At 62.9% G+C, this 25,469-nt stretch carries 26 protein-coding genes; 7 read left to right on the top strand and 19 right to left on the bottom strand.

Translation table 11 applies throughout. The features are described from left to right. Window positions 1–104 precede the first annotated feature (104 nt). Window positions 105–506 carry a hypothetical protein gene (locus AB7531_RS41285; protein ID WP_187387839.1) on the top strand — a complete coding sequence of 134 codons (402 nt, stop codon included), beginning with the start codon at window positions 105–107 and terminating at the stop codon, window positions 504–506. A gap of 30 nt (window positions 507–536) precedes the next feature. On the opposite strand, the gene AB7531_RS41290 is transcribed toward AB7531_RS41285, so the two are convergent. After that, a complete protein-coding gene (locus AB7531_RS41290; protein WP_063979928.1) occupies window positions 537–1,034 on the bottom strand; it encodes a hypothetical protein in 498 nt (165 codons plus the stop codon). 320 nt (window positions 1,035–1,354) lie between these two features. Here AB7531_RS41290 and AB7531_RS41295 point away from each other — a divergent pair, with 320 nt between their 5' ends. Both AB7531_RS41295 and AB7531_RS41300 read left to right on the top strand, forming a co-directional pair. Then, complete coding sequence (locus tag AB7531_RS41295) at window positions 1,355–1,738, top strand: hypothetical protein (RefSeq protein ID WP_063979929.1); 384 nt, start codon at window positions 1,355–1,357, stop codon at window positions 1,736–1,738. Beyond that, window positions 1,735–2,040, top strand: a complete 306-nt coding sequence (locus tag AB7531_RS41300; RefSeq protein WP_063979930.1) for a hypothetical protein — start codon at window positions 1,735–1,737, stop codon at window positions 2,038–2,040. The genes AB7531_RS41295 and AB7531_RS41300 overlap by 4 nt, the downstream gene beginning before the upstream one ends. A gap of 156 nt (window positions 2,041–2,196) precedes the next feature. Here the strand turns inward: AB7531_RS41300 and AB7531_RS41305 are convergent, their stop codons facing one another. From AB7531_RS41305 to AB7531_RS41315, 3 genes are all read right to left on the bottom strand, one after another. After that, entirely contained in the window at window positions 2,197–3,147 is a 951-nt protein-coding gene (locus tag AB7531_RS41305; protein WP_187387840.1) for an HNH endonuclease, read from the bottom strand. A gap of 106 nt (window positions 3,148–3,253) precedes the next feature. Continuing rightward, window positions 3,254–3,841: an SLATT domain-containing protein gene (locus AB7531_RS41310; protein WP_063979932.1), complete on the bottom strand. Its 588-nt coding sequence runs from the start codon at window positions 3,839–3,841 to the stop codon at window positions 3,254–3,256. Beyond that, a complete protein-coding gene (locus tag AB7531_RS41315; protein ID WP_441280277.1) occupies window positions 3,819–4,697 on the bottom strand; it encodes an SMODS domain-containing nucleotidyltransferase in 879 nt (292 codons plus the stop codon). The genes AB7531_RS41310 and AB7531_RS41315 overlap by 23 nt, the downstream gene beginning before the upstream one ends. A gap of 163 nt (window positions 4,698–4,860) precedes the next feature. Between AB7531_RS41315 and AB7531_RS41320 the strand changes: the two genes are divergently transcribed. Then, window positions 4,861–5,370 carry a DUF6998 domain-containing protein gene (locus AB7531_RS41320; protein ID WP_063979934.1) on the top strand — a complete coding sequence of 170 codons (510 nt, stop codon included), beginning with the start codon at window positions 4,861–4,863 and terminating at the stop codon, window positions 5,368–5,370. A 25-nt stretch (window positions 5,371–5,395) separates the two neighbouring features. Here the strand turns inward: AB7531_RS41320 and AB7531_RS41325 are convergent, their stop codons facing one another. The 5 genes from AB7531_RS41325 to AB7531_RS41345 form a co-directional block, all read right to left on the bottom strand. Then, entirely contained in the window at window positions 5,396–5,641 is a 246-nt protein-coding gene (locus AB7531_RS41325; protein ID WP_187387841.1) for a hypothetical protein, read from the bottom strand. 5 nt (window positions 5,642–5,646) lie between these two features. Continuing rightward, on the bottom strand, window positions 5,647–6,858 hold the full coding sequence (locus tag AB7531_RS41330) for a site-specific integrase (protein WP_063979936.1): 1,212 nt from the start codon (window positions 6,856–6,858) through the stop codon (window positions 5,647–5,649). Window positions 6,859–7,211: 353 nt separating this feature from the next. After that, complete coding sequence (locus tag AB7531_RS41335; protein WP_063979937.1) at window positions 7,212–8,423, bottom strand: ABC transporter substrate-binding protein; 1,212 nt, start codon at window positions 8,421–8,423, stop codon at window positions 7,212–7,214. A 51-nt stretch (window positions 8,424–8,474) separates the two neighbouring features. After that, on the bottom strand, window positions 8,475–8,798 hold the full coding sequence (locus AB7531_RS41340; protein ID WP_063979938.1) for a 2Fe-2S iron-sulfur cluster-binding protein: 324 nt from the start codon (window positions 8,796–8,798) through the stop codon (window positions 8,475–8,477). Between the two features lie 12 nt (window positions 8,799–8,810). Further along, entirely contained in the window at window positions 8,811–10,019 is a 1,209-nt protein-coding gene (locus AB7531_RS41345) for a cytochrome P450 (RefSeq protein WP_063979939.1), read from the bottom strand. An 83-nt stretch (window positions 10,020–10,102) separates the two neighbouring features. On the opposite strand from AB7531_RS41345, the gene AB7531_RS41350 reads away from it, so the two are divergent. Continuing rightward, the gene (locus AB7531_RS41350) at window positions 10,103–10,609 is read left to right on the top strand and encodes a MarR family winged helix-turn-helix transcriptional regulator (RefSeq protein ID WP_063979940.1); all 507 of its coding nucleotides are present in this window, start codon (window positions 10,103–10,105) and stop codon (window positions 10,607–10,609) included. Between the two features lie 352 nt (window positions 10,610–10,961). Here the strand turns inward: AB7531_RS41350 and AB7531_RS41355 are convergent, their stop codons facing one another. Continuing rightward, window positions 10,962–12,812 carry a feruloyl-CoA synthase gene (locus tag AB7531_RS41355; protein WP_063979941.1) on the bottom strand — a complete coding sequence of 617 codons (1,851 nt, stop codon included), beginning with the start codon at window positions 12,810–12,812 and terminating at the stop codon, window positions 10,962–10,964. A 148-nt stretch (window positions 12,813–12,960) separates the two neighbouring features. On the opposite strand from AB7531_RS41355, the gene AB7531_RS41360 reads away from it, so the two are divergent. Then, window positions 12,961–13,467, top strand: a complete 507-nt coding sequence (locus AB7531_RS41360) for a MarR family winged helix-turn-helix transcriptional regulator (RefSeq protein ID WP_063979942.1) — start codon at window positions 12,961–12,963, stop codon at window positions 13,465–13,467. Window positions 13,468–13,659: 192 nt separating this feature from the next. Next, on the top strand, window positions 13,660–15,465 hold the full coding sequence (gene atzF, locus AB7531_RS41365; RefSeq protein WP_063979943.1) for an allophanate hydrolase: 1,806 nt from the start codon (window positions 13,660–13,662) through the stop codon (window positions 15,463–15,465). Between the two features lie 111 nt (window positions 15,466–15,576). Here atzF and AB7531_RS41370 read toward each other — a convergent pair whose 3' ends face one another. From AB7531_RS41370 to AB7531_RS41410, 9 genes are all read right to left on the bottom strand, one after another. Continuing rightward, complete coding sequence (locus AB7531_RS41370) at window positions 15,577–16,299, bottom strand: GntR family transcriptional regulator (RefSeq protein WP_014491242.1); 723 nt, start codon at window positions 16,297–16,299, stop codon at window positions 15,577–15,579. 4 nt (window positions 16,300–16,303) lie between these two features. After that, on the bottom strand, window positions 16,304–16,696 hold the full coding sequence (gene hpxZ / locus AB7531_RS41375) for an oxalurate catabolism protein HpxZ (RefSeq protein ID WP_063979944.1): 393 nt from the start codon (window positions 16,694–16,696) through the stop codon (window positions 16,304–16,306). 12 nt (window positions 16,697–16,708) lie between these two features. Further along, complete coding sequence (locus AB7531_RS41380) at window positions 16,709–18,103, bottom strand: AtzE family amidohydrolase (RefSeq protein ID WP_063979945.1); 1,395 nt, start codon at window positions 18,101–18,103, stop codon at window positions 16,709–16,711. A 7-nt stretch (window positions 18,104–18,110) separates the two neighbouring features. Beyond that, the gene (locus AB7531_RS41385) at window positions 18,111–18,290 is read right to left on the bottom strand and encodes a DUF4089 domain-containing protein (protein ID WP_063979946.1); all 180 of its coding nucleotides are present in this window, start codon (window positions 18,288–18,290) and stop codon (window positions 18,111–18,113) included. Window positions 18,291–18,320: 30 nt separating this feature from the next. Further along, window positions 18,321–20,060: a dipeptide ABC transporter ATP-binding protein gene (locus AB7531_RS41390; protein WP_063979947.1), complete on the bottom strand. Its 1,740-nt coding sequence runs from the start codon at window positions 20,058–20,060 to the stop codon at window positions 18,321–18,323. Window positions 20,061–20,361: 301 nt separating this feature from the next. Then, window positions 20,362–21,261 carry an ABC transporter permease gene (locus tag AB7531_RS41395; RefSeq protein WP_063979948.1) on the bottom strand — a complete coding sequence of 300 codons (900 nt, stop codon included), beginning with the start codon at window positions 21,259–21,261 and terminating at the stop codon, window positions 20,362–20,364. A 3-nt stretch (window positions 21,262–21,264) separates the two neighbouring features. Next, window positions 21,265–22,278: an ABC transporter permease gene (locus AB7531_RS41400; RefSeq protein WP_063979949.1), complete on the bottom strand. Its 1,014-nt coding sequence runs from the start codon at window positions 22,276–22,278 to the stop codon at window positions 21,265–21,267. A gap of 254 nt (window positions 22,279–22,532) precedes the next feature. Next, window positions 22,533–24,155, bottom strand: coding sequence for an ABC transporter substrate-binding protein (locus tag AB7531_RS41405; RefSeq protein ID WP_283017824.1), 1,623 nt, complete (start codon window positions 24,153–24,155; stop codon window positions 22,533–22,535). Between the two features lie 245 nt (window positions 24,156–24,400). Further along, window positions 24,401–25,348 (bottom strand): aminoglycoside phosphotransferase family protein, encoded by a 948-nt coding sequence (locus AB7531_RS41410; RefSeq protein ID WP_231143704.1) that lies wholly within the window; start codon window positions 25,346–25,348, stop codon window positions 24,401–24,403. Window positions 25,349–25,469 lie beyond the last annotated feature (121 nt).

Genomic DNA, 25,469 nt, shown 5'->3' on the forward strand with positions numbered 1-25,469 from the left:
CTTGCTATAGGCGGACTGAGAAGAAGCTCGAACGGGGCGTAATCGCGCGCAAGCGCAATGAAGAGAGCGATTTATTGCTCGTGTTCATTCCTTGGGAGGACCTGATGGAAACAGAGTATCCGAAAATTCTGGCATCCCGAGAATGCTCGACCATGGCCAGCACGTGGACCGAATACTTGCGGCTGGACAAAAAGAGCGACCACAGCGCAGTGCTCGAGATTTGTCAGTATGAAGTCCTCGGTGAGATGCAAGGCGATGAGGAAGGCAACCCAATACTCCCCCCAGAGATCGATCCTAAGGACGTGGTTAGGATCGAGGATGGCTATATATGCGGCGGCGTTCTGACCTCCGAATATGGCGGCGAGTCATTTCAATTCACAACCGAAAGCATCTCGGAAGCAATCGAGTGGCTGAAAGACTGGGGGAAATGCGACACTGAATTGCTCGCGGAGTTGGTTAAGGCGGTCGGCGCGCCCACTAGTCTGATCGGGACAAAACTAGCATGACCATGATCTATTCAGGTTCACCATCAGGTTTCATGGTTTGCGGTCCTTCTTTCTGAACAGGACAACCTTATTATGATCGCCCGGTATGGCTTTCATCTGTGCGGCTTCCTCTTCGCTGCTGCACCAATCTACTTCGTGGGCCGAGAACGGCTCGCCGCAATAGATGCAGCGGCTGCCCAGCCCGTCATCTTCTTCAGGCATTTTGTCGCTCTCGGTTTGACCCGCTGAAAGGTGTGGTCCCAGCGCATCCTGCAGAACCTCTTCTATCGATCCAACATAGCCCTGACCTGAAAAATCGCCGATAGATGGCTGACCGTACCAGACGATCAATTCAGGATCGCCCGATCCGCCGTTGAATTCCCAGAAATCTTGGAACCAGTCACCATCGTACCAATATCCACGTCCTTCGATTTCGACACGATCTCCCCGAGCTATTCGATCCCACTGCTCTTTGTCGAGGCCTAACTCGACGATGACTTCGCCATCGCACCAAGCTGCGGCAAGAGATTTGTAGTGCGATTTCGACATAAGAAACTGCTCCGAGTGTTGCGGGATTTCTCGCACCTACTACAGCCTCACTGCTTATTCGAGCCTAGGCCTACGAAACCTGCGATCCTAGGCCGAATATTTGCTCGTTTCGGCCAAAGTGATCGCTCATTCTTTGCGGTCGATAAGCCAATTTAAGGTGAACAGACACCCGGCCTAAAAACCCAGTGGCGGGGCTGGCTGCCGGTCCACCGATCAGGGGCTGGGGGCGGGTCTGGAAAGGTTCAGAGGTAGTCTATTCCCGCGCGGCGGCGGTCGGAATATACTGAAACTGGGTGAAAACATTCGCGAGGGCATAACTCGTGGCGAAAAAGCCCCCCACGCTCACGGTGATCGACCCGTCATCGAAGCCAAATCCGCTCGCACCGCCGCCAGGGACGGGCGAAGCGGGCGCGAAGCTCTGGCACGCCATCCACGCCGACTACGCTATCGACGATGCTGGTGGACTGGCAATGCTGACCCAGATTTGCGCCGCTGCCGACCGAGTTGCCGAATACGCAACAGCCATCGCTCGCGACGGACCAACCATCCGCACCAAGGCGGGGCTCAAAGACCACCCGCTGTTGCGGCATGAACTCGCGGCGCAATCCTTCATCGTGCGGTCGCTGCACCGCCTTGGTTTGGACATCGAGCCCGCCCGTCACGAGATTGGCCGCCCGGCGGGACCTTACAGAGGTGACCCATGACCACGGTGATCCGACGCAAGCGCGCATCGCGCAGTTCACTAGGCCCTTACCGCAGACACGAACTGTTGACGGGTCGCATCCGGTACCCGGTCCAAGGATATAGCGGTTATGGCGATGGCAGGAGCACCGATGTCGCGGATTACACCTCCGCCGAGATGCATGCCGACTGGGCGGCTAACCGCGCTGAGCTGATGGCGTTCTGGCGGTCGGGAAAGGCGGAGGCCGACGTCTTTCCGGACGCGCTGCCGTGGTTGATTGGCAGTGCGGGGACTTTGCCTTGGGCGGTGCGCCATCTAGACTAAGGCTCAGTGCGACCGTGTCGAGGACGACCGCGCAAAAATGCAGACTGCGAAGTGAGGAGCCATCGATCTCTCAGCGATGATGGACGCCGTCCGTCCGCTCGATCCACACGAATGCGCGGGCCCCGAAGAGCAAAGTTGTATCGACCAATCATTCGTCTACATCTCGCGGGCGCGCTCAAACCGTTCGCGATGATGTCGAATATTCTCTCTGGAGGGACGCAGATCCTCTCGAATTGGCGGCGAAACAGGTGCGTTGCGTAGAAAATCGTATGTCGGGTCCTGCAGGCTACTGCAGACTTCCAACTGGCTGCCGTCTTCGCTTAGCGCGATCAAATAGGCGTCAAACATCAAATGGAGGTCCGCTCTCAACAAAATCCCGTTGGTTGGGGCGTTGTTGTCGCTCCCGTCGAAAGTGCGGATGTGCGCGGCTTGCAACGCGCTAGGTGTGGCGCAGCCTGTTACGGCGCACCGGTTGCCGTAAATCTGGCGAATTTGCGCTCTGAATTCGCGTTGAGCCGGTCGATCCGCAACGTCTCGCAACGACGCCTCTCGGGCAACAGTTTCATCGTTTGCATCCAGCCAGCACCGGTGTGGGCTAGACTCGGCAGTCGGTGACAATCTGGTGCCAAGCTGCACGAGGGCGCGGTGAATGTCGTCGATGTCGGAGTCACGAAGCTCGAGTGTCTTATTTCTTCGGTCGTGATGAATACGTTCGAGAAATCCAAATTCCGGAACGCCTTCGCCGCCACGGACAAAACGGCGCGGTGTGCCAGACCTGCCGCCCTGCAGGCGCAGCAAGGGCCTTTGGAAAAGAATAAGGTCCATCAACCGAAAGGCGAGAGCGCCATCACGTGGCTCGATCCACTCAACTACTCCGCTCGCAGCCAATCCACCATCAGGTCCGGCGGCTTCTTGGTTGACCCAGATATACGCTCGATCTCCGGGTGCAGGGCTGGCAACAAGTTCACTTTTCGAGTTTGAGTTCGACTCATCGATGAACCGTCGGGCTGCTGGCGCATGAAATTCCGCGTTGGTCCAGTCCGTTGCGGTCGCCGGAGAGAGCGTCGGCAACTCGGCAGCGCCGATTTTTACAAAGAAAGTGCGCACTAGAAGCCTCGCTTTCTTGTCGCCGTGACGCTCGCCCTGCGCTAGTGCAGCCGCGCCTGCGCGTTGTTGAAAGCCGACGCCACCGGTAAGTCATACGGTTGGGTGATTACGCCTCGTCGCGTTTTCGTTTCAACGGCCCCGGTAAGAAAGCATCGATCTCCGCATCGGTAAACGTGAGGTCCTCCTTGTTCTTAAGAGCGTCTTGAGCCTCGCCGTAGGCCTTACCATTCGTGTGCGGTGCTGTCTTGTAGATCGAGTGTAACTGGTCCTGCAATTCGTCTCTACGATTGCGGAGGTCATGGAGGCTAAACGCTTGGTCGCGGATATCGGTGAGCAAACTCAGATAAGACTCCCGAACATTCCAAATGTCCGAAGCGGCGTCCCGATGTATCTGGGCATCCTGACCCGGATCAATATCTTTCACGTAGCTATTCAAAATGAGCATCGAAATGGACAATCCGGCAGTCGCCAACGGGTAGATTATGGAGCTTTGATCGAACAGCACGCCGATAGCTCCGCCTGTCGTCAGTGCCGATAGGATGATTTGAGCCCACTTGACGCGCCAAAGGTGAGTGCTCGCGCGCTCGGCCATCTTTTCGTGCGTCTTGTGCGTATAGGCACACCGTCCGTACAATTCACGGATTTGGCTTTCGAGCGCATACCGCTCGCCTTCAACCGGGATAGAGGCTACCAAAGACTTCTCTCCATTTCTGTCGGCGCGACCATTCCTTGTCGTCGAACGCGATGGCCTCGCAAGCGCGCAAGTATGCGCTTCGAGCCTTGAATTCGAAGACACCTTTTCTTGTCACGGACGAACCGCTACCCGGTGCACGCCAGTACGTTTGCTTCTGATCCTGTTTTGAAAGGAAATCAAAGAAATCGCGCATCATCCAGTCATGGTACACAAACGACTTGTCGCGGTACTGATAGGTTTCGATGAACTGATATCCCAGCGTATCGATAAGCATTCCGCTCATGGGCACGTCACAATGATTGCACCAAACGCGGCCCATGCGCGCCAAGTACTTCATATTCCTATTTGTGGCCTCGCTCCTTTTTGAGATGGCCTCAATTTCTGCGCGCGGATTGCAAACCTTCCAACTACCTCCAGCGTTCGCGTTCGGATAGGTGAAGCTATCGCTGTCCTTGTTTTCGAAGACTGGTAACACCTCAAAGGTCAAACCATCCGTGAACGTGATGACGACGACTTGGCCATCCCCGAAACTCTCGGAGGTGCTGTAGGTCTTCTGAATTGATTTCTTGACGGCTTGCAGTAGTGCTGACTGACCGTTCGTCTGATATGAATTGTATTTATGATATTCAGCGTTTGGTAGGATGAAAGCGATGTCGAGATCGCTTAGCCCTTTGGCGGCCGTGTCGCGACCGTAAGAGCCGACGTAAAGACTATGAGCTGTCTCAGAATTAGTTGTCCAGAAATCCGAATTGAGCTGGCTAGTAATCCGCTTATAGCGGTAAGAAATTGAGCTGATTAACTCGACCGAAATTTGATAGTTGTCTTTGAACTTGGAAAAATCGTCTCCAACCCCCATTGGGCCTCTCCAACCTGCTCTTATTGCGAATCACGAGTGATCACGCTGACACAATGCAGGGTAGCAATACGAGAATTGGCACCGTTGTCCCGGTTATTCACAAGGTACTACGATCCCGATAGGAACGGTGGGGCTGGTGCTCCCCAGATTGCGAGCTTTATGCATGAGTCACCGCAGTGACACCGAATTTCGGCTTCCGGCCGAAGTGCGCCCGCTCACCGAAGCTCGGATCGCGGTTCGCGACTACTATCGTCGCAAGGGATTGAATCTCGAATTCACGTTCGATGGCAATTTGGTCGGCGATTTGGGCGAAGCCTGCGCCGTCGAGGAATACGGCATGACGCTCGTCAAGGCCAAGTCAAACGCCGGGTTCGACGGCTACGCGCCGGACGGGCGCACCATTCAGGTGAAGGCCAAAGGCCCCACCACCAAAAGCATCGCGTTCACCTACTCGGAAGCGCAGGCGAACCATTTGCTTGTCCTTGAACTCGATTTTGATCGGGGCATAGGCCGCGCTGTCTACAATGGCCCGGAGCACTATGTGCGGGAGTTCCTGCCCGGCGAGCCGTGGAAGGGGCAAGAGCGAGTGTCCCTGTCGCGGCTTCGACAAGCGGCGGCACGGATTCGCGATGACGAACGTCTCCCGATGATCCGCGCGGAGGACCGGCTTTGAGGCTGCACGGCTCAGAGGCAACGCTCTAGCGGCTCGTCGTGCCCCTGCCGACATTCCGTCCGCCCGCGTCGTAAACCGTCGTCGTGTTGCCGCTCGTCGCCTGGCGGCCGACGACCCGGCCTCTTGCGTCGTAGAACGTCGTCGTGCCTTGACTGTCGGTCGTCGCGCTGCCGATGCGCCTGCCGCTCGCGTCGTAGAACGAGCGCTGTTGCGCCGACGCTGCGGCGGTCATCATCGCGAGCGCCAGCAGTGCGGGCAGGATCTTGGTCATGGTCATCACCGCTTCAGCGCGACGACGTTGCTCGCTGCGGCAGGCTTGGCGAGATCGAGCAGCGTGGCTCGCGTCAGCGCTTCGGACGGATCGCCAGTGATGAACCGGGAATAGGTTCTTTCGATCTCGGCCACGCTCGTGTCGTGGTGGCTGGCCACGATCCTGATCGGCACGCCTTGCAGGAGCTGCCGGACAATTGAGCTGTGGCGCAGCGCATAAGGCGTGATGCCGTCGTCGTCGAGCTTCAGCCGCTCGATCACCGGCTTCAGCCGCTTGGCCAAATCCCACATCTTGGCAAACAGCGGCGCATCCAGCCGCCTGCCCTTGACGTGCTGGCGCAGAACCTTCGCCAAGCGAACCGAGATCGGCAGCGGCCTGTATTCGATGGAGCGGTTCTTCTTGCGGTTCTTGCCCTTCTTGCTCGACGGCATCATCAGGCGCGGCGCGGCGAGATGATCCTGCAGATCATGCACCTTCAGCCGGAAGAGCTGGCTCTCGCGGTTGCCGGTCTCGGCCAGCGTGTCCAGGATCACGCCGAAGGCGGGATCATCCTCCTCGTAGGCACCATGCACCAGCGCCGCGATGGTCTCGTCGGGCAGGATGATGTTGCGCGGCTCGGCATCCTCGTCGTCGGGCTTCTTCAGGCCTTCCTTCCACGCGCTCGCGTTCTTGATCCGGTCGTCATTGGCCGCCGCAAGGTTGAGCGCCGATCTCAGCGACTTGGCGATGCGGTCAGCGGACGACGGCATCAGGCCGCCCGCGATCAGGCCGAGCCGCCAGTGGTGCATCTCCTTCTCGGTGAGCAGCGCCACCGTCTTCGCCTGCATGGTCTTGGAGACGTGCAGGCGCAATTGCGTGGCGTTGTACTTGCGACCGCCGCGCCGTTCGAGATCGGCTTCATAGCTATCGATGGCTTCGGCCAAGCTGGCGAGCTGGTCGGTACTGCCCTCGTCGGCGCGCGCCAGCGCCTTGGCACGGTCGAGCCCCTGCCAGTAGGTCATCACGCTGTCGCCGTTGGCATCTTCGTAGTCGTCGGCGAGCGCGAAGCGCTTCAGCGAGCCGTTGCACTTCACGCTCCACGTACCCGCGCCTTCGTTGCGGCGATAAGCAATCGAGATGTTGGGCGCGATCAGCGCGGTGTACGGCTTCTTGCGAACCGCCAGCTTCAGGCGGTTGGTTCGGTTTTCCAGTGATGCGGCACGGATGCGGCGGGCCATGGTTTCTCTCGGTGTCCCTGAAGTGTCCCTACGATGAGCCTAGATATTGGTAGAGCCCAGTAGAGTTCAAGAGAGAGAAATTACGTAATTTCAGCAGCTTAGGCTGCTGCTGTTATAGCTTCGTAGAGCCTCGTAGAGTTCACTTTCTCCCCTTGCGGGAGAAGGTGGCATAGGCGGCCTTCGGCCGCCGTTCTCAAGAACGCCGAAGCAAAGCTTCGGTTATGGCGCCGGATGAGGGGTTCTCTCCACTCGCACGACCATTCGTGAGGAGAGAGACCCCTCACCCGGCTTCGCTTCGCGAAGCCACCCTCTCCCACAAGGGGCGAGGGTGCAGCAGCGCTCGTAGCTATCTTTTACTTCACCAGCTCACATCCGCCCTCCGCGAGCGGCCTAAACGCCTGATCCGCGGGAATCGTCGAGACCAGCTTGTAATAGTCGTACGGATATTTCGACTCCTCCGGCTTCTTCACCTCGAACAGATACATGGGATGCACGACGCGGCCGTCCTGGCGGATCGTGGTGTCGCCGAACAGCTTGTCCTTACCCCTGAACTTCTTCATCGCGGGCACGGCGTCCTTCGCATTGTCGCTGCCGGTTGCGGCGACCGCGTTCAGATAAGCGAGCGTCGAGGCATAGACGCCGGCCTGGTTGCCGCTCGGCATCTTGCCGTTCATGCCGGGCCGCGCCGCAAATCGCTTGGCGAAGGCGCGGGTATCGTCGTTCATGTCCCAGTAAAACGCTTCCATGAGCTGGAGGCCCTGCGCGACCTTGATGCCCATGCCATGGACGTCGTTGATGAAGAGCAGGAAGGCGACGAGCTTCTGCCCGCCTTGCTGGATGCCGAACTCGGCAGCCTGCTTCACCGCGTTGATGGTGTCGCCGCCGGCATTGGCGAGGCCGATCACCTGCGCTTTCGAGCCCTGCGCCTGCAACAGGAAGGAGGCGAAATCGGAGGTGCCGAGCGGATGTTTCGAGGAGCCAAGCACCTTGCCGCCATGCGCCTCGATGTATTTCTGCGCCTCCGCCTCGATGCCCTTGCCGAGCGCATAGTCGACCGTGAGGAAATACCAGTCCTTGCCGCCGCGCGCCATCATCGCCGCCGCGGTGGTGTTGCCGGTCGCCCAGGCATCGTTGACCCATTGGATCGTATTGGGCGAGCAGGCCTTGCCGGTGAGATCCGAGCTCGCCGTGGACGACGCCAGGAAGGTCATGCGGCTGTCGCGCAGCAGCGTGTTGATGGAGAGGCCGACGGCCGAATTCGGCACGTCGACGATGGCATCGACACCCTCGACATCGAGCCATTTGCGCGCGATCGCGTTGCCGACATCGGCCTTGTTCTGGTGGTCGGCATAGACGATCTCGACCTTGATGCCTTTGCCGCCGCCGTTGAAATCCTCGGCGGCCATGCGCGCGGCCTCGACCGAGCCCATGCCGTTGGTGTCCTGGAAGATGCCCGAGATGTCGTTGAGCACGCCGACGCGCACGACATTGTCGGAGATCTCGGCGCTCGCCGCGCCGCTCATCAGGCTCGCCGCCAGCGCGAGAGTCCATTTCAGGTGTTTCATCGTTCCCTCCCCTTTGTGTGTCGCGCCGGTCGCCGCCGGCTCGTTCTGGAATCAGACCTGCCGTTCCGGCAATCTCAGCACCAGCCCGTCGAGCGCGGGCGTGATCATGATCTGGCAGGCCAGCCGGCTGTTCGGCAGCCGCTCGGCGGCGGTGCCGTCGAGCAGCGCGTCTTCGTCATCAGCCATCGCGGGCAGGCGCGCGAGCCAGGCTGCGTCGATATAGACGTGGCAGGTCGCACACATGGCATTGCCACCGCACTCGGCCAGGATACCGTCGAGACCATGGCGGGTCGCGGCCTGCATGGCGCTTTCGTCGCCTGAAGTTTCGACACGATCGAACTTGCCGTCGACATGGATGAAAGTGATGGCTGGCATCGAGGCTCCTCGTCAGGCCGGGGTGATGGTGACCGGCAGGCTGTCGAGCCCGCGCAGCGTGTTGTTGAAGCGGCGTTTCGGCTCGCCCGTGATCTCGATCTTCGCGATACGCCGCGCCAGCGCCGTCAGCATCACTTCGCCTTCGAGGCGCGCGACGAGCTGGCCGACGCACATGTGGATGCCGGAGCCGAAACCGACATGGCCGGACGAGCGACGCGTGATGTCGTAGCTGTCGGGCTTGTCCCAGCGACGCGGATCGCGATTGGCGGCGGCAAGGAACATCAGCACCTTCTCACCTTCACCGATCGTCGCGCCTGATAGCTCGACCTCACGTGTGGTGGTGCGGAAGAAGGTCTGCACCGGGCTTTCGAAACGAACCGCTTCCTCGAAGGCGCTACGCGCGAGCGTGAGATCGCCGCGCAGGCGCTGCCATTGCTCGGGGAAGCGCGCGAGGCAATAGACGGCCGCGCCGATCCCGTTGACAGTGGTGTCGAGGCCAGCCGACAGCAGCGAGCGCACCAGCAGTGGCGCTTCGGTGGCCGTGATCGCGCCCTCGTCGACCTGGGCATGAATGCAGGCGCCAAAGCCGCCGGGCGCAAGGTTCTCGCGCTGGCACTGCTCGGCAACATAGGCTTGATGGGGCGTCGAACGCGCAATCGCCTCCCGGCGCAGCTCGTTGGGCGGCCCGAATGCGTTGAACACGACGCTCGCGTAGGGAATCAGATGCTCGCGCCCCGCGGATTTCAGCCCGAGCGCATCCGGGAAGATCGAGAGCGGATAGGCCTCGGCGAGGTCGGCGATCGCGTCGAAGCTGCGCCTTTCGATCAGCGCGTCCACCCGCTCCTCGGCCGCCGCGGCGAAGCGGTCGCGCACCTGCTTCATCACGGTCGGCGACAGCACCTTCGAGAGCACGGCGCGGGTCCGCGTGTGCGCGGGCGGATCGGCCTCGAGGATCAGGCTCGGCGGCCGCCACGGCGTCTCCTTCTTGAAATCGGAGAGGCCGACGCCGCGGCTGGAGCAGAACGTCGCGGGATCGTTCAGGACGGCATGGACCTCGGCATAGCGTGCCACGCCATAGACGTTCCACTTGTCGAGATAGACGACCGGACCTGCCTCCCGCAGCAGCTCGTGCGTGGGATAGGGGTCGGCGAAAAAATTCATGTCGAAGGGATCGACGTCGAGATGCGGGACGCCTGATACGGCGGAGCCAGGTGCGCTCATTGAAGTCCTCCCTCATTTTGATCTTGTGAAAGAGCCGCGCTTGCCCTTAGGTCTTCGGACACGCCGCGAGACAAAAGACCGATATGCCGCCGTCTTCGACCAGAGCCCGCCAAAGGCCCGCACCCGCCGAAACCGGGCCGACGCTCGATCTCGACCGTTATGTCCCGGCTTTCGTCACCTTCATCGCCAACAAGCTCTCGAACAGCGCCACCGCGTTCTACCAGCGCGAGTTTGGCGTCAACGTCACGGAATGGCGGATCATGTCGCTGCTGGCGATCGAGCCCGGCATTCCCGCCTCGCGGATCTGCCACGTCATCGGTTTTGACAAGGGGCCGGTGAGCCGGACGCTCGCGGGGCTGGAGAAGCGCGGGCTGGTCTCGATTCGAACCGACCCGAATGACGGCCGCACCCATTCCATCGCGCTCACGGCCAGAGGCCGCGCCACCCATGACAAGGTGATCGTCGCGGCGTTCGATCGCGAGCGGCGGCTGTTGTCCTGCCTGAGCAAGGACGAGCGCGAGGTGCTGATCGATCTGCTGCGCCGGCTGCACGAAAATCTCGGCGCAGTGACCGGCAGCAGCACCAGTTGACGCGCGCGTGAAGCGCGCGGCATCGCCGCCTTCAGGCATACGCCGGCATTTGCCCGCGGCACCCTCTCTGCCGAGCATCGTTTCCTCCAGGATCAGGCGCAGCGGTTCCCCCGCCGTCATCCTTGTCTGGAACGGTTCGCACAAATTAGTTGCTTAAGCAACAAAAGAATCATGCAGGATATTGCGGCAGAATGGCTGGCGTATTTCGCGAGCTGCTCGACCCATCCCCGTCATTGCAAGCGCAGCGAAGCAATCCAGAGCCCCACCGGGGAAAGATTCTGGATTGCTTCGCTGCGCTCGCAATGACGATGTGGACAGAGCGTGGCCTCACTCCGACTTGATCTGCCAGTGGCTACAGACCGATCCACTCACCCGACGCATCATCATGCACGCGCGCCACCGCATCGGCACGCCGCGTCAGCACGGCGCGCTGGTTGATGTAACCCTTGTCGGTGATCTCTCCTCCGTCAACCGACGGCGGCTCGGCGAGCAGCAGCGCGCGCGTCGCGTGGCCGGAGGAGTTGGTGCCCTGCTGCTTCAGCTTCGCCAGGCCCTGCGCGATCGCAGCCCTGACCCTCTCATCGCCAAGCACATCGTTGACGCCTGCCGTCTCGGGCAAGCCGGCATGGGCACGGCACGCGGCCATGTTCGGGAAGACCAGGAAGCGCACCTCGTCGCCGCCATGGCCGACGACGACGATATCCTGCGCCAGCGGCGCGAGTGCCGCGATGCCGGCGACGCGCAGCGTGCCGACGCTGACCCAGGTGCCGGAATTGAGCTTGAAGTCTTCCGCAACACGACCATCGAAGAACAACCCGCGCTCCGGCCTGTTCGCATCGGCAAGCTTCACGGCATCGCCAATGAGATAAAAGCCCTCGTCGTCGAAAGCCTGCTTCGTCAGCTCCGGCGCCTTCCAGTAACCCGGCGTGACATTGGGGCCGCGCACGCGCACCTCCAGCTTGTCGCCCGACGTGACGAGCTTCAGCTCGGTTCCGGGAATGGGCACGCCGATATTGCCCGAGCGCTCTGCGAGGAAATGACAGTCGGTCGCGAGCGGTGACGTCTCGGTCGAGCCCCAGGCCGACACCATCGGCAGCGGACGACCAACCGTCGCCACCGAAAGCTGCTCGAGCGCGTCCCAGAGGTTCTGCGGCAATGCGGCGCCGGCATAGAAGGCGAATTTCACCTCGCCGAAGAAGCGGCGGCGCAGCTCCTCGTCGCCGCGCAGCGCTGCGATCAGCATGTCGAAGCCGCGCGGCACGTTGAAATAGACCGTCGGCATCACGCTTTTCAGATTGGCGAGTGACGTTGCGAAGAGACCGGGCGCGGGCTTGCCGCCGTCGATATAGAGCGACCCGCCGTTGCGCAGCACGAGATTGAAATTGTGGTTGGCGCCAAAGGTATGGCTCCAAGGCAGCCAGTCGAGGATCACGAGATCGCCGCGGCCCGGTTCGAGAAACGTCCAGGTTTGCGCCTTGGCCTGCTGGCTCGAGGTCAGCATGCGCTGCGTATTGATGACGGCTTTCGGCGTGCCGGTCGAGCCCGAGGTGAACAGGAATTTTGCGATCGTGTCCGGCGCCACCGCGGCGAAGGCTTTTGCGACGTTGCCCGTTTCGGGCGTCGCCGCAATGTCACGGAAGGCCAGCGCATCAGCATCGCCGGCATTTCCGCTGATGATCTGCGCGCTGTGCAGCGGCTTGATCGCGGCCAGCGCCGCGGCAAACGGCTTCGTCGCGGAGACATAGATCGCGCCGGGCTCCAGCAGCGCAATCATGCTCTTGAGCTTGTCGAAATCTTTCGACATCAGCGAATAGGCCGGCGAGATCGCGGCCGAGGGCACGCCGACATGCTGGGCCGCAAGGGCGAGTAGCGCATGGTCGATGCTGTTGTCGGAGAGGATGACGACGGGACGCTCGGCGCTGAGCTCTTGCGCCAAGATCCAGCTCGCTGCTGCGCGCACCCGCCGCAGGGCACCCGCGTAGGTCATGGTGGCCCAGGGCGTGTCGGCGCTGTCGCGCTCGGCGAGGAAGATCGCATCAGGCGTCTGCCGCGCCCATTGCTCCAGCCAGTCGCCGATGCAGCGCGCGCTGTCGCGCAAGGGGTCTGGCGAGCGCAGCACGATGCTGCCGTCGGCGCGATGCTCGGCGACGGTCTTGGGCGTTGCGAACAGGCTCGAAGCGTCACCGCGTGCGGCGGTTGTCATGGTTTCCTCCTCGCCCGTATCAGGGATCGGCTACAGCCTCGTTCCGGGCCGCTTTGACCATATTGTTTGGCACGACAATTGTTGTCGTCAACAACAATCTTCCACTGAGGCCTTCGAAGCGCTAAGGTTGCTCGGCAGGAGAGATCACGTGACAGCCAGCGCAGCCCGAACTGAGCCCCGCCCCTCCCCACGCAAACGTGCCGGCAACGGCGCGGCGCGGCCGAACGACGCGGACGAGATCGGCCTCGACGCGCTGGTCGGGCACGCCGGTTATGCGGTGCGGCGCTTCCAGATCTGGATCTTTCAGGACTTCATCAAGACGCTCGGCGAGGTCGATATCAAGCCGACGCAGTATTCCGTGCTGACGGTCATCGGCGCCAATCCGGGCCTGTCCCAGATGGCGGTGGCGAAGCGGCTCGGCATCGAGCGCGCCCGGCTGGTGCATCTGCTCGACAGCCTCGAACAGCGCAAGCTGGTGAAGCGGATCAAGTCGAAGGCGGACCGCCGCGCCCACGCGCTGCACCTCACCGCACCGGGGGAGACGGCGCTTGCCAAATTCAAGCGCCTCGCCGCCGAGCACGAGCGGCATGTCGTGGAGAAGATCGGCAAGGAGAACCGAGAGCGGCTGCTCCAGATCCTTGCCGGCTTCACCTGATCGAGACTGCCCAACATTTACGCAAATGCCCGTATCAGGGCGCTGGCACGACGGCCCATCAATCCTCGAAATATCCAACAAGCCACTGATCCCTCGACAATATCCGGGGCATTGCGCCTGCCCGGATTGTGTACACAATGGCACATCGCTTGCTTCAATCCGGGTAAGACCTGTTGCCGGAGTTTTGTCACCATGGGGGCTGAGCAGCCTGAAACGATCGCCGCGATTGTGGCCGCGCATCGCGCGGGCACGATCACGCCTGCGCAGACCGTCGCGCGAACCTATCAGCGCATCCGCGATCACAACGATCCCGCAATCTTCATCAGCCTGCGCGACGAGAAGGACGCGATCGCGGAGGCCGAGAAGCTTGCCGCAAGGGATGCCACCAGCCTGCCGCTCTACGGCGTGCCGATCGCGGTGAAGGACAATATCGACGCGCTGGGATTTCCGACCACCGCGGCCTGCCCGGCCTTCTCGTATACGCCGACGCATGATTCGACCGCGGTGGAGCGCCTGCGCGCGGCCGGCGCGATCATCATCGGCAAGACCAATCTCGACCAGTTCGCAACCGGCCTCGTCGGCGTGCGCTCGCCTTATGGCATCCCCAAAAATTCGATCCGCGAGGATCTCATTCCTGGAGGCTCGAGCTCTGGCTCGGCGGTCGCGGTGGGTGCCGGACTCGTGCCGCTGTCGCTGGGCACGGACACCGCCGGCAGCGGCCGGGTGCCGGCGATGCTCAACAACATCGTCGGGCTGAAGCCGAGCCTCGGCATGATCTCGACTGCTGGCCTGGTGGCGGCATGCCGCACGCTCGACTGCATCTCGGTATTCGCTTTGACCGTCGACGACGCCGCCCTCGCACTCTCCGTGATGGCGGGTCCAGACCAGGCCGACCCGTTCTCGCGCGACCGGCCGCTCGGCGCGATCACGCAGTTCCCCGCGAATTTGCGCCTCGGCGTACCGCGCAACGGACAACTGATCTTCTTCGGCGACAGGAAGGCAGAAGCCACTTACGGCGATGCGCTGAAGCGCTGGACCGCGCTCGGCGCTAAGCTGGTCGAGTTCGACCTCGAGCCGTTCTACGAGACGGCGCGGCTGCTCTATGAGGGGCCGTGGGTCGCCGAGCGTTATCTCGTGATCAAGGATCTGCTGGCATCCGCGCCTGATTCGATTCATCCGGTGACGCGCGAGATCACCGTCGCCGGCGCGCGGCTGACCGCTGCGGAAACCTTCTCTGCGCTCTACCGTTTGCAGGGCCTGCGCAAGATCGCCGAGCGCACCTTCGCCAATATCGACGCGCTGGTGCTGCCGACCGCGCCGACCGCGTATACGACCGCGCAGGTGCTGGCCAATCCGATCGAGCTCAACAGCCGGCTAGGCACCTACACCAATTTCGTCAATCTGCTCGACCTCTGTGGCCTCGCGGTACCGGCGTCGATGCGCACCGACGGCATTCCGTTCGGTATCACGCTGCTCGCGCCTGCGGGGCGCGATGCGCTGCTTGCGAGCATCGGCCGTGCATTCCATGCGGATACGAAACTGACCGTCGGCGCGAAGGGTGTGGCGCAGGCCCCGTTGGCGCCGCTTGCCGCAAGCAGCAGCGACGAGATTCCGATCGCAGTGGTCGGCGCTCACCTGTCCGGCATGGCGCTGAACGGCGAATTGAAGGCGCTCAACGGAAAGCTAATCGAAGCGACCAGGACCGCGCCCGACTACAAGCTCTACGCCCTCAAGACCACGCCCCCGAAGCCGGGCATGCTGCGCGTCGAGGCTGGCACGGGCGCGTCGATCGAGCTGGAGATCTGGTCGCTGTCGTCATCCGCGTTCGGCAGGTTCGTGAATGCAATTCCAGCGCCGATGGCAATCGGCACAATCAGGCTTGCGGACGACCGCAGCGTGAAGGGGTTTCTCGTCGAGCCGGAGGTGCTGGGCGAGGCGCGCGATATAACGGCGTATGGTGGCTGGCGGAAGTTCATGGCGGAAGCAGCGAAGACGTAGGTCTCGTAGGGTGGGCAAAGCGCAGCGTGCCCACCATCACCGCGCGTTGAGAAAGACGGTGGGCACGGCGCTTTGCGCCTTTGCCCACCCTACGGTACCGCGTTTGCCGCCCTACACCGACACCGCGTAAATCTCATACTCGCCGCGCACCAGCTCGATATGCGCGCGCATGGCGGCGGCGGCGCCCTGCTTGTCGCCGCGCATGATCGCGACGACGACGCGGTCGTGCTCGGCTTGCGACTTTGCCAATCGGCCGAGATTGCGGAACTGGGCGCGGCGGAACGGTTGCACGCGGACGCGCGTCGCCAGCGTGATCTCGGCGATGTAGCCATTCTGCGATCCCGCATAGATCGCGTTGTGGAAGCGCTCGTTGACCTCGTGGAAGCGATCGGGATTGCCGGCGTAGCTGAGCACGCGCAGCTCTTCGTGGATGGCTTCGAGACCGTGGCGCTCGGCAGCCGACATGCGCTCGGCGGCAAGGCCGGCGCAGAGCGCCTCGAGCTCCGCCATTGCCTCGAACATGCTTTTCAGCCGCTCGACCGAAGGCTGCGCCACCACCGCGCCGCGATGGGCGCGCGATTCGACGAGGCCGCTCGCCACCAGCTGGCGCAACGCCTCGCGGACCGGTGTGCGCGAGACGCTGAAGCGCCGCGCGATGTCGGTTTCATCAAGCGGCGCGCCGGGCGCCAGGGTTCCACGCACGATCTCGTCGGCGAGTTGAAGCCGCAGTTCCTCGGCGCGCGTGATCTTGTGCACGCTGGGCTGCGCCCGGTCGACGCGCGGCACCACCGGCTCGGCCGGCAATGTTCCGGGCGGAAGATCGTCAAGCGTCATACGATCAGGTCTCTTTCGACTCGTCGATGATGCTGACATGGGCGGCGGCGACGCGCCAGCCCTCCGGGAAGCGAATCCAGGTCTGCATCTGCCGGCCGACCTTGCCGGGAGCCGTGTCGCGGTAGAACAGAGTGGAGGCGACGGCCGTGTCACGGCCATAGCTGGTGATCACGGTTTTCGCGGTGCGGCGGTTCAGGCCGACCGGCGAGCGGCCAGCGCGGAAGCCGGAGATCGCCTCATAGCCGTAGAGGTTCTCGCCGATGCCGTAGCGCAGCGTGCGGGGATCGTTGCGGAAGAGCTCGCCGAGCACGGCGACGTCGTTGGTGATCAGGGCCTGCTCATAGCGCTCGAACGCGGCCTTCACTTCCGCGATCACCTCGGGGAGATCGATCTCCATTCTAAATTCCTCTCAAAGTCCCCTTGGCGACGGCGCGGATACCACGCCCATCTGCTCCAATGCGTGCGCGACGCGCAGCGCGATATCCTCGCGCCAGGGCGCGGCGATGATCTGGACGCCGATCGGCAGCGGCTCGAGCGGCACAGGCACGGCGACGACCGGCAACCCGATGAACGAGATCGGCTGGGTGTGGATGCCGATATTGGCGCGAACCGGCAACTCGACGCCGTCGAGCGTGAAATTCACCTGGCCAAGCTTCGGCGCGGTACAGGGCGTGGCCGGCGCAATCAGCACGTCGACGGATTTGAAGATCTCGGCGAGCTGCGCGCGATACCAGCGGCGGAATTTCTGCGCGCGGTCGACCAGCGGCGCCGGCACCATGGCGCCGGCGATCAGCCGGTCGCGCACGGCGGGATCGAAATCGTTCGGGCGCTTGCGCAGGCGATCGAGATGCAGCGAGGCGCCTTCGGTGGTGGTGATGACATAGGCGGCCGCGCGGGCGCGCGAGGCTTCAGGCACGTCAACGATCTTCGTCACCCCGAGCGCCTTGGCGACGCGGCTGACGGCTTCGACGGCCTCGGGAAACACGTTCTTCTGAAAGTGCCCGCCGGCAATCGCGATGCGCAGGTCCGAAATCGGATTGGCGAGCAGCGGCACCGTCGGTTCGAGGCCACGCGTGGTGCAGGCAGCATCATCCGCATCGGGTCCCTGCATCGCGTCATAGGCGAGCGCGAGGTCGGCGGCGGAGCGCGCGAACGGACCGAGATGATCGAGGCTCGCGACGAATGGGAACGAGCGCGCCCGCGACAGCCGGCCATAGGTCGGCTTCAAACCAAAGATGCCGCAGAAGGAGGACGGCACGCGGATCGAACCATTGGTGTCCGAGCCGAGCGCGATCGGCACCAGCGCGCCGCCAACTGCGCTCCCCGAACCACCGGACGAGCCGCCGGTCATCCGGGTCGTGTCATGCGGATTGCGCGAGGGACCGTCATGGACGTTCTCGCCGGTGAAGTCGTAGGCGTATTCGCCCATGTTGAGCGCGCCGACGAGCACGGCGCCGGCGGCTTCCATCCGCTCGATCAGCGTGGCATCGCGTTTCGCTGGCGCAAGGTCGCGGTTGATCTTCGAGCCGGCGCGTGTCGGCAGGCCTGCGACGTCAAACAGGTTCTTCACCGCGAAGGGAACGCCGGCAAGTGGGCCAACCTCCTTGCCCGCCGCGATGTCGGCGTCGATCGCACGCGCCTTCGCACGGGCGCGATCGGCGGTGAGGTCGGTGAAGGAATTGAGGACGCCATCGTGCTGCTTGATGCGCGCAAGCGCAGCTTCGGTGGCATCGCGTGCCGACATCTTGCCGCCGGCCACAGCCTTGGCGATGTCCGCAGCCGTCATCTCTGGCTTGGTGGTCATGGCGGGGTCAGACCGTGAAGATCGGCGCGGGCTCGGTCTCGTCCGGCAGCGCGAATTCGTCGACCAGTCGGCCAAGCCGGAGCGAGACTTCGAGATTGGCGCGCACCGCCGGCCTCCAGGCCTCCTCGACCGGCAGCGCCAGCGCTTTCGATACGGCGTCGATATACTCGTCCAGCGGCTCGGCCATCACGCTCCCAAACAATCTCTCAGTGCACTCTTAGTGGACCTGCAACGGCGGATGCGGGATCGCCGTCAGCAGCTCCTTGGTATAGTCGTCCTGCGGATCGCTGAGGACCTTTTCGGAAGGGCCCTCTTCGACGATTCGACCTGTCCGCATGACAATGACACGATCGCACAACAAGCGCACTACGTTCAAATCATGCGAGACGAACAGATAACTCATACCTAAGCGCGCTTTCAGGTCCTGAAGCAGATTGAGGACCACGGCCTGCACCGAGACGTCCAGCGCCGCGGTCGGCTCGTCCAGGATGACGAGTTTTGGATGCAGCGCGATGGCGCGCGCGATGCCGACGCGGGCCTTCTGGCCGCCGGAGAGCTGGTGCGGAAACCGATCCAGCAGATTGTGCGGCAGCCCGACCATGGTGGCGAGCTCCTCGCAGCGCGCTCGCAGTGCATCGCGGCCCCTGATGTCGCCGAGCTGCATGATGGGGTCGGCGATGGCGCGGGCGGCGGTGAAACGCGGGTTGAGGCTGTCGGTCGGGTCCTGGAACACCATCTGGATGCGGCTGCGCTGCGGCAGCCGGGCAAACGACGCCGGCTGGATGGCGCCGATGTCCTCGCCGTCGAACTGGATCAGGCCCGAGGTCTGGTCGAGCAGCCGCATCACCATCATCGACGTCGTCGATTTGCCGCAGCCGGACTCGCCGACCAGGCCGACGCTCTCGCCATGGCCGATGGAGAGGCTGATGCCGTCGACGGCGCGGAAGACGTCCGGCTCCACCGGCGGCTTGCGGCCGAACAGTTTTCCGAGCGTGGCGGTGGCGCCCTGGCGGGGATACTCTTTCACGAGCTTTTCGATGAGCAGGAGGGGCTTGGAGGTCTCACCTTGCGAAGGCTGATGGATGGCCGGGTCAGGCCCGGCCATGACGGCTGCGGATGAGGACGCGCCCTCCTCCTCGGCCAACAAATCCCGCAAGGACACGCCGAGCCGCGGCGTCGCGCGCATCAGCTTCTTGGTGTAGGGGTGCTGCGGGTTGGCGAAGATGTCGGCGGCTTTCGCGGTCTCGACCACGCGGCCCTTTTCCATCACCACGACGCGGTCGCAATAGGCTGCGGCCAAACCCAGATCATGCGTGATCAGGATGGTCGACATCGCACGCCGCTTGGTCAGCTCGACGATCAGGTCCATCACCGCCTTCTGGGTGGTAACGTCGAGGCCGGTGGTCGGCTCGTCCGCAATCAGGAGCTGCGGATTGCAGGCGAGCGCGAGCGCGATGACGACGCGCTGGCACATGCCGCCTGACAGCTCGAACGGATAGGCGTGGTAGCGCTCGCGCGGGCGGGCGATCTTGACCTGCTCCAGCGCCTCGATCGCCTTTTCTCCGTGGTCCGAAACCATCGCCTGCTGCACATGAGTACGCAGCACGTCCTCGATCTGGTCGCCGACTTTCCGGATCGGGTTGAGCGCGGCGCGCGGGTTCTGGAAGATCATCGAGACTTCGCGCCCGCGCAGGTCGCGCATCTGGCCTTCGGATGCCGCCTTCACGTCGATGCCCGAGAACATCACCGAGCCCTCGGCGATCCGCCCCGCCCGGTCGAGGATGCGCATCACCGCATAGGACGTCACCGACTTGCCGGAGCCGGACTCGCCGACGATGGCGAGCGTCTCGCCCTTGGCGACGGAAATGTTGACGTGCTGGACGGCTTTGACGATGCCGCGGCGGGTGGTGAATTCGACCGTGAGGTCCTGGACGTCGAGCAGGGGCTGGGCGGTCATGCGGACCTCCCGATCAAAAATGTCGAAAACAACCCCATGCACAGTAGAATGGGGTTGGAATCATTGGTGAATTTCGGCGGGAAATTTGCGTGTGAGGCGGGCACCGGCCTCTCATTCCCTCCCCCCTTGCTGGGGAGGGGCAGGGAGAGGGCTAGCCACGAGCTCAGACCTCGCCCGGGGCTACCCCTCTCCCATAGCCGAAGCTTCGCTTCGGCGTTGACTAAGAGGACGGCCGCCGAAGGCGGCCTGTGCCTCCCCCGCAAGGGGGGAGGGAGCGCATCGGCGTGCTTGGAAACAATCATCACGTCCTCCGCTGCGGGTCGACGATGTCGCGGAGGCCGTCGCCGAGGAGGTTGAAGCAGAACACGGCGATCATCAGAGCAAGGCCGGGGAATAGCGCGATCCACCATTCGCCCGACACCATGAAGCCCGCGCCTTCGGCGACCATGATGCCCCATTCGGCGGTCGGCGGGCGGACGCCGAGGCCGATGAAGGACAGCCCCGCGGCATTGAGGATGGCGTAGCCCATGGTCAGCGACATCTGCACGATCATGATCGGCATGATGTTCGGCAAGATGTGCACCAGCAGGATGCGGAATTCGCCGTTGCCCGACAGACGCGCGGCCTGCACGAAGCCGGCATTGCGGCGGACATTGGCCTCGGCGCGCGCGACGCGGGCATAGAGCGGAAAGTTCACGATGGCCGTGGCCAGAATGATGTTCTGCACGGTGTTGCCGAGGGCGGCGACGATGCCCATCGCCAGCACGAACAGCGGAAACGCCATGATGGTATCGGCGATACGGCCGACGATGCGATCGGTCCAGCCGCCGAAATAGCCGGCCGCGATGCCGGCGAGGCCGCCCATCAGGAACACCAGCACGACGGAGGCGACCGCGATGAACGTATCGAGCCGTGTCGCCACGACGACGCGGCTGAAGATGTCGCGGCCGAGCTGATCGGTGCCGAACCAATGCGCCATCGACGGCGGCTTCAGCGCCGCGGCGGTATCGGAAGCGAGTGGATCATACGGCACCACGTAGGGGCCGAAGATCGCCGCGATAAGGATCACGATCAGCAGCGCGAAGGCGAAACCCGTGACCTTGTTCTCGCCGAGAACGTAGCGGGTCTGTTCGAGGATCGCGACCAGCCCTGATGTCCGCGCGGGACCGACGGGTTCAACAGCAGGCGCAACGGAGCTCATGATCTAGCCCTCCAACCTGACACGCGGATCGATCACGCCGTAGAGAATGTCGATCACGAGATTGAGCAGCACGTACATGACCGCCATGGTCAGCACAAAACCTTGCACGGGCGCGAAGTCCGACGAGATCAGCGCCTCCACCGCGTAGGAGCCGATGCCGGGCCAGGCGAACACTTTTTCCACCAGCACGTTGGCCCCTAACAGAAACGAGAACACCATGCTGAGCGTGGTGATCACGGGGAGCATCGCATTGCGGAACGCGTAGGTGACGATGACCGTTGTCGGCGACAGGCCGCTGGCGCGTGCCGTGCGCACGAACTCCGACGACAATACCGCCAGCATCGAGGCGCGCGTCATGCGCGCGATCGGCGCCAGCGAGAAGATCGCAAGCGTCGTCGCCGGCAGGATGAGCTGGCTCAGCGCCGAGCGGAACGCCTCGAAGTCGCGCGCGATCAGGGTGTCGATCAGATAGAAGCCGGTCACCGTCGGCGGCGCGCTGTAGAACACATCGAGGCGGCCGAGCGGCGCGGGTGACCAGCCTAGCCTGAAGTAGAAGACATAGACCAGCACCAGGCCGGTGAAGAACACGGGTAACGACACGCCGGCCGTCGTCGTGACACGGCAGAGATGGTCGACCCATGATCCCGGCCGCGTCGCCGCCAGCACGCCGAGCGGGATCGCAATCACGACCGAAACGATGAGGCCGAGCAGCGTGAGCTCGGCGGAAGCCGGCAGGCGGTTGCGGATCTCGGCCGCGACCGGCTGCCCCGTGGTGAGCGAGTTGCCGAAATCGCCATGGGCGAGGTCGTTGGTGTAGCGGAAAAACTGCTCGATCAGCGGCCTGTCGAGCCCGAGCTTCTTGCGGATCTGCTCAACGGCTTCCTTGGTCGCGGCGGGACCGGCGAAGTATGCGGCGGGATCACCGGGCAACGCGCGCGTCAGCAGGAAGGTGACGATGACGACCCCGATCAGCGAGGGAATCGCGAACATCAGGCGCTTGCCGATCATGGTCAGCATGGGAGCGCTCTCCTTCTGCTTGGCAATTGTGAGCAGGCTGGCTCCGCTGCGTTCCCTCCCCCCTTGCGGGGGAGGGCTAGGGAGAGGGGTGGCCCCAGGAGAGGTCGGAGTTCGTGGCTACCCCTCTCCCCGACCCTCCCCCGCAAGGGGGGAGGGAGCGAGAGATTGGTGGCCATCTCACGCGATGACGAAACCGCATCGCGAGCAGAGAGACAAACACATGCCGATGCGTCGCCGACGATCAGCATGACGGCTCACCCCTTCACCAGCGCGCGGTAATCCAGCCTCCGGTGGAACCAGTATTGGTAGCCGCTGATGTTCTTCTGCATCGCGACGTTGACGAAGGGCTGGTACAGCGGGATGCGCGGGATGTCGGTGAAAGCGAGATCGACGAAGCCCTTCACGTCGGCATCGTAGGTCGCAGTGTCGCCGGTCGCCGCCGCCGTGCGGGCGCCGTCGATCAGCTTGTCCATCTCCGCCGACTTGTAGCTCATGGTGTTGAAGACGGAATTGTTGCCGTGATAGCACCAGTAGAAGAAGTACTCGGGGTAATCGAGCCAGCCCGAGAACACGTTGGTGAAGAGCGGCATCTCCTTCTTGTTCAGCTCGGTGCGCCAGTTGGCGCCGGGCACCTTGTTGATGGTCGTCTTGATGCCGATCTGCGCGAGAGATTCCTGCACCAGCACGCAGAGCGGCTCGTTGACGCCCGCGAAGTTGAGATCGAACGAGATCGTGGTCTCGAAGCCGTTGGCGAGGCCTGCCTCCGCCATCAGCGTTTTCGCCTTCTCAATGTCGGTGTTGTATTTGTGCGGCTGCGGCCAGGCGACTTCGGTCGGCTTGTCCTTGGGCGCGCCGAACATCGGGTTGGCGAGGCCGAACATCACCGCGTCCATGATCTTCTGATAGGGCAGCGCATAGGCAACCGCCTGGCGAACTTTTGGATTATCGAACGGCGGCTTGGTGACGTTCATGCCGATATACTGGATGCCGTTGGAGAACGGCAGCGACACGACGTTGAGCTTGCCGTTCGCCTTCATCTCCTGAAAGTCCTTGTTGGGCAGCTCGTAGGAGATGTCGGCGTCGCCGCGCTCCAGCAGCGCGCGGCGGTTGCCGGCCTGCGGCACCATGCGCCAGATCACGCGCTTGATCTTCGGCAAGGGACCGCAGACCCAATCCTCGTTGCGCTCCATGATGACTTCGGTGCCGGCGGTCCACTTCGTCACCTTGTAGGCGCCGGAGCCCGCGGTCTGCTGCTTGGTGAATTCGAGACCCCAGGGGTCCTTCTCACTGGCGTTCTTCTTCACCAGCTCGGAGTTGACGATGCAGGGCACGATGACCGCGAGATCGGGGATCGTGAGCTTGTCCTTTTTCAGGAAGTCGACGCGCACGGTGGTGTCGTCGATCACGACGAACTGCTCCGGCTTGGTCAGCGAGCCCGCGCTCATCTGGAAGGTCGGGAAACCGCCGACGCTGACGGCGCGGTCGAGCGACCACTTCACATCCTTGGCGGTGACGGGCGTGCCGTCGTGGAATTTGGCGTTCTTGCGCAGCTTGAAGGTGACCGACATGTCGTCGATCTTCATCTCCTCGGCGAGTTCGCCCTTGAACTTGTCGCGGTCGTAATAGGGCACGCCGCCGGGGCCGACCTTCATCTCGTGGCTGATCAGGCGGTCGTAGCAATTCCACGACACTTCATAGCCGGGCACGTTGGTGCCGACGCCGTGGATGTCGAGATTGTTCGGGCCGCCTTCCGAGACGATCAGCAGCGTCTCCGAACGCGCATCGGCATAGGCGGTGGAGACGACCTGTGGGATCGCCGGAAGCGCCGCGCCTGCGGCCAATCCGGACACGGACTTGAGGAAATCGCGGCGCTTCATGGAAAATGCTCCAACGCAAAAGTTTCTGGTTGGAACAGGGATTCGCAAGGTTCGTGCCAGCGCTTAATGGGTTCTTAATTTCCATATAAAGCGTTGATTCCAATCTATTTTTTGTGATTTCGGCGGCTGATCGCCTTTTGGGCAAGCCGGTCAATTGCATACAAAGATGCGATTCTGCTTCAAAAATAAGCTGAAAGATTGAGCGCTGCTGGATTGAGCAGGACGTCGCAGATGGCCTGGGCGGTTCAGCCCGCCCAGATCAGATCCTGCAACTCGACGAGATCGTTCGCCCTGTCCTGCCAGCCCTCGATACAGACGTGGCTGTTGAGGTCACTGGCGCGGTGCAGCAGCATCAGCGCCATCAGCCGGCGCTTGAGCGCATAGTCCGGCTTTGCATAGCCAAAGCCCTCGAGCAGACTGCGCACCCTCCCCGGCCGGCCGGCCGCCATGAAGGCGCCGGGGCCGAGCAGATCGTAGTCGCGCCATCCCGTCAGCACGTCGCCGAAGTCGAACAGGCCCGCGAGCGACCATTGATCGTCATGACAGGCGAGCAGGAAGTTCTGAGGGATATATTCGCCGACCAGGATCACCGGCGGCGCATCCATCGGGATCAGTTTTGCAGCGTCACGCAGGAGATCGTCGAGGCCTTCGAGGAATTTCGGCGCAAGGCCGAGGCGCATGTGCCGCGCCTTGCAGCCCTGCATCTGGGCGCGCATGAACGCATCCCAGCGCGGCTCGATCTCCGCCAGCGGTCCGAGCGGTGCGCGCTGCACGGCGGCGATGGTCTCGCCGATCTGGCGCAGCAGGCGCTCCTTCTGCGCTTCGGCCAATTGCGGCCACACCTCCGAGCCGAGCGTGCCGGCAAGACGCGTGATGACGAGATAGGGCCAGCCATCGCGCTCACCCTCCGCGACGATCTCCGGGATCGGCAGATGAAGGCGGCCGGCAAGCTGCGCCAGCGACCCGCGTTCGGACACGAATTGCGCGCCGAGCTGCGGCGGGAAGATTTTCAGGATCAGCTTCTCACTGAGGCCGACGACGAGATTGGTGCCGGTCGCAAACACGTGCGGCGCGCTGATATCGAGACCGTGGCTGCGCGCGATGTCGAGCGCAATTCCCAGCCATTGCCGTGGATCAGAGCGAAAGGCGAGAAAGCTGTCCGCATCGGCGAAGTGAGGTAGTTTCATCGACATCGCGACCTTATGCATTTCAAAAACAGTTCCCCTCGCGGCCCATCCTTCGAGACGCCCCGCTTTGGCGGGGCTCCTCAGGATGAGGGCGGAGTGCGTGGCAGCGATTTTGGCAGGCACCGAT

This window comes from Bradyrhizobium sp. 63_E2_N1_3, assembly GCF_052076005.1.
Lineage (GTDB): Bacteria > Pseudomonadota > Alphaproteobacteria > Rhizobiales > Xanthobacteraceae > Bradyrhizobium > Bradyrhizobium barranii.

Excerpts from the sequence above, each read along its gene's own strand:
- AB7531_RS41355 (WP_063979941.1), bottom strand. The coding sequence starts at position 12,812 with ATGACAACCGCCGCACGCGGTGACGCTTCGAGCCTGTTCGCAACGCCC.
- AB7531_RS41315 (WP_441280277.1), bottom strand. The coding sequence starts at position 4,697 with ATGGGGGTTGGAGACGATTTTTCCAAGTTCAAAGACAACTATCAAATT.
- AB7531_RS41320 (WP_063979934.1), top strand. The coding sequence starts at position 4,861 with ATGAGTCACCGCAGTGACACCGAATTTCGGCTTCCGGCCGAAGTGCGC.
- AB7531_RS41405 (WP_283017824.1), bottom strand. The coding sequence starts at position 24,155 with ATGAAGCGCCGCGATTTCCTCAAGTCCGTGTCCGGATTGGCCGCAGGC.
- AB7531_RS41325 (WP_187387841.1), bottom strand. The coding sequence starts at position 5,641 with ATGACCAAGATCCTGCCCGCACTGCTGGCGCTCGCGATGATGACCGCC.
- AB7531_RS41340 (WP_063979938.1), bottom strand. The coding sequence starts at position 8,798 with ATGCCAGCCATCACTTTCATCCATGTCGACGGCAAGTTCGATCGTGTC.
- atzF (WP_063979943.1), top strand. The coding sequence starts at position 13,660 with ATGGGGGCTGAGCAGCCTGAAACGATCGCCGCGATTGTGGCCGCGCAT.
- AB7531_RS41335 (WP_063979937.1), bottom strand. The coding sequence starts at position 8,423 with ATGAAACACCTGAAATGGACTCTCGCGCTGGCGGCGAGCCTGATGAGC.
- hpxZ (WP_063979944.1), bottom strand. The coding sequence starts at position 16,696 with ATGGAGATCGATCTCCCCGAGGTGATCGCGGAAGTGAAGGCCGCGTTC.
- AB7531_RS41290 (WP_063979928.1), bottom strand. The coding sequence starts at position 1,034 with ATGTCGAAATCGCACTACAAATCTCTTGCCGCAGCTTGGTGCGATGGC.
- AB7531_RS41390 (WP_063979947.1), bottom strand. The coding sequence starts at position 20,060 with ATGACCGCCCAGCCCCTGCTCGACGTCCAGGACCTCACGGTCGAATTC.
- AB7531_RS41300 (WP_063979930.1), top strand. The coding sequence starts at position 1,735 with ATGACCACGGTGATCCGACGCAAGCGCGCATCGCGCAGTTCACTAGGC.
- AB7531_RS41410 (WP_231143704.1), bottom strand. The coding sequence starts at position 25,348 with ATGTCGATGAAACTACCTCACTTCGCCGATGCGGACAGCTTTCTCGCC.
- AB7531_RS41370 (WP_014491242.1), bottom strand. The coding sequence starts at position 16,299 with ATGACGCTTGACGATCTTCCGCCCGGAACATTGCCGGCCGAGCCGGTG.
- AB7531_RS41330 (WP_063979936.1), bottom strand. The coding sequence starts at position 6,858 with ATGGCCCGCCGCATCCGTGCCGCATCACTGGAAAACCGAACCAACCGC.
- AB7531_RS41385 (WP_063979946.1), bottom strand. The coding sequence starts at position 18,290 with ATGGCCGAGCCGCTGGACGAGTATATCGACGCCGTATCGAAAGCGCTG.
- AB7531_RS41285 (WP_187387839.1), top strand. The coding sequence starts at position 105 with ATGGAAACAGAGTATCCGAAAATTCTGGCATCCCGAGAATGCTCGACC.
- AB7531_RS41400 (WP_063979949.1), bottom strand. The coding sequence starts at position 22,278 with ATGCTGACCATGATCGGCAAGCGCCTGATGTTCGCGATTCCCTCGCTG.
- AB7531_RS41395 (WP_063979948.1), bottom strand. The coding sequence starts at position 21,261 with ATGAGCTCCGTTGCGCCTGCTGTTGAACCCGTCGGTCCCGCGCGGACA.
- AB7531_RS41380 (WP_063979945.1), bottom strand. The coding sequence starts at position 18,103 with ATGACCACCAAGCCAGAGATGACGGCTGCGGACATCGCCAAGGCTGTG.
- AB7531_RS41350 (WP_063979940.1), top strand. The coding sequence starts at position 10,103 with ATGCCGCCGTCTTCGACCAGAGCCCGCCAAAGGCCCGCACCCGCCGAA.
- AB7531_RS41345 (WP_063979939.1), bottom strand. The coding sequence starts at position 10,019 with ATGAGCGCACCTGGCTCCGCCGTATCAGGCGTCCCGCATCTCGACGTC.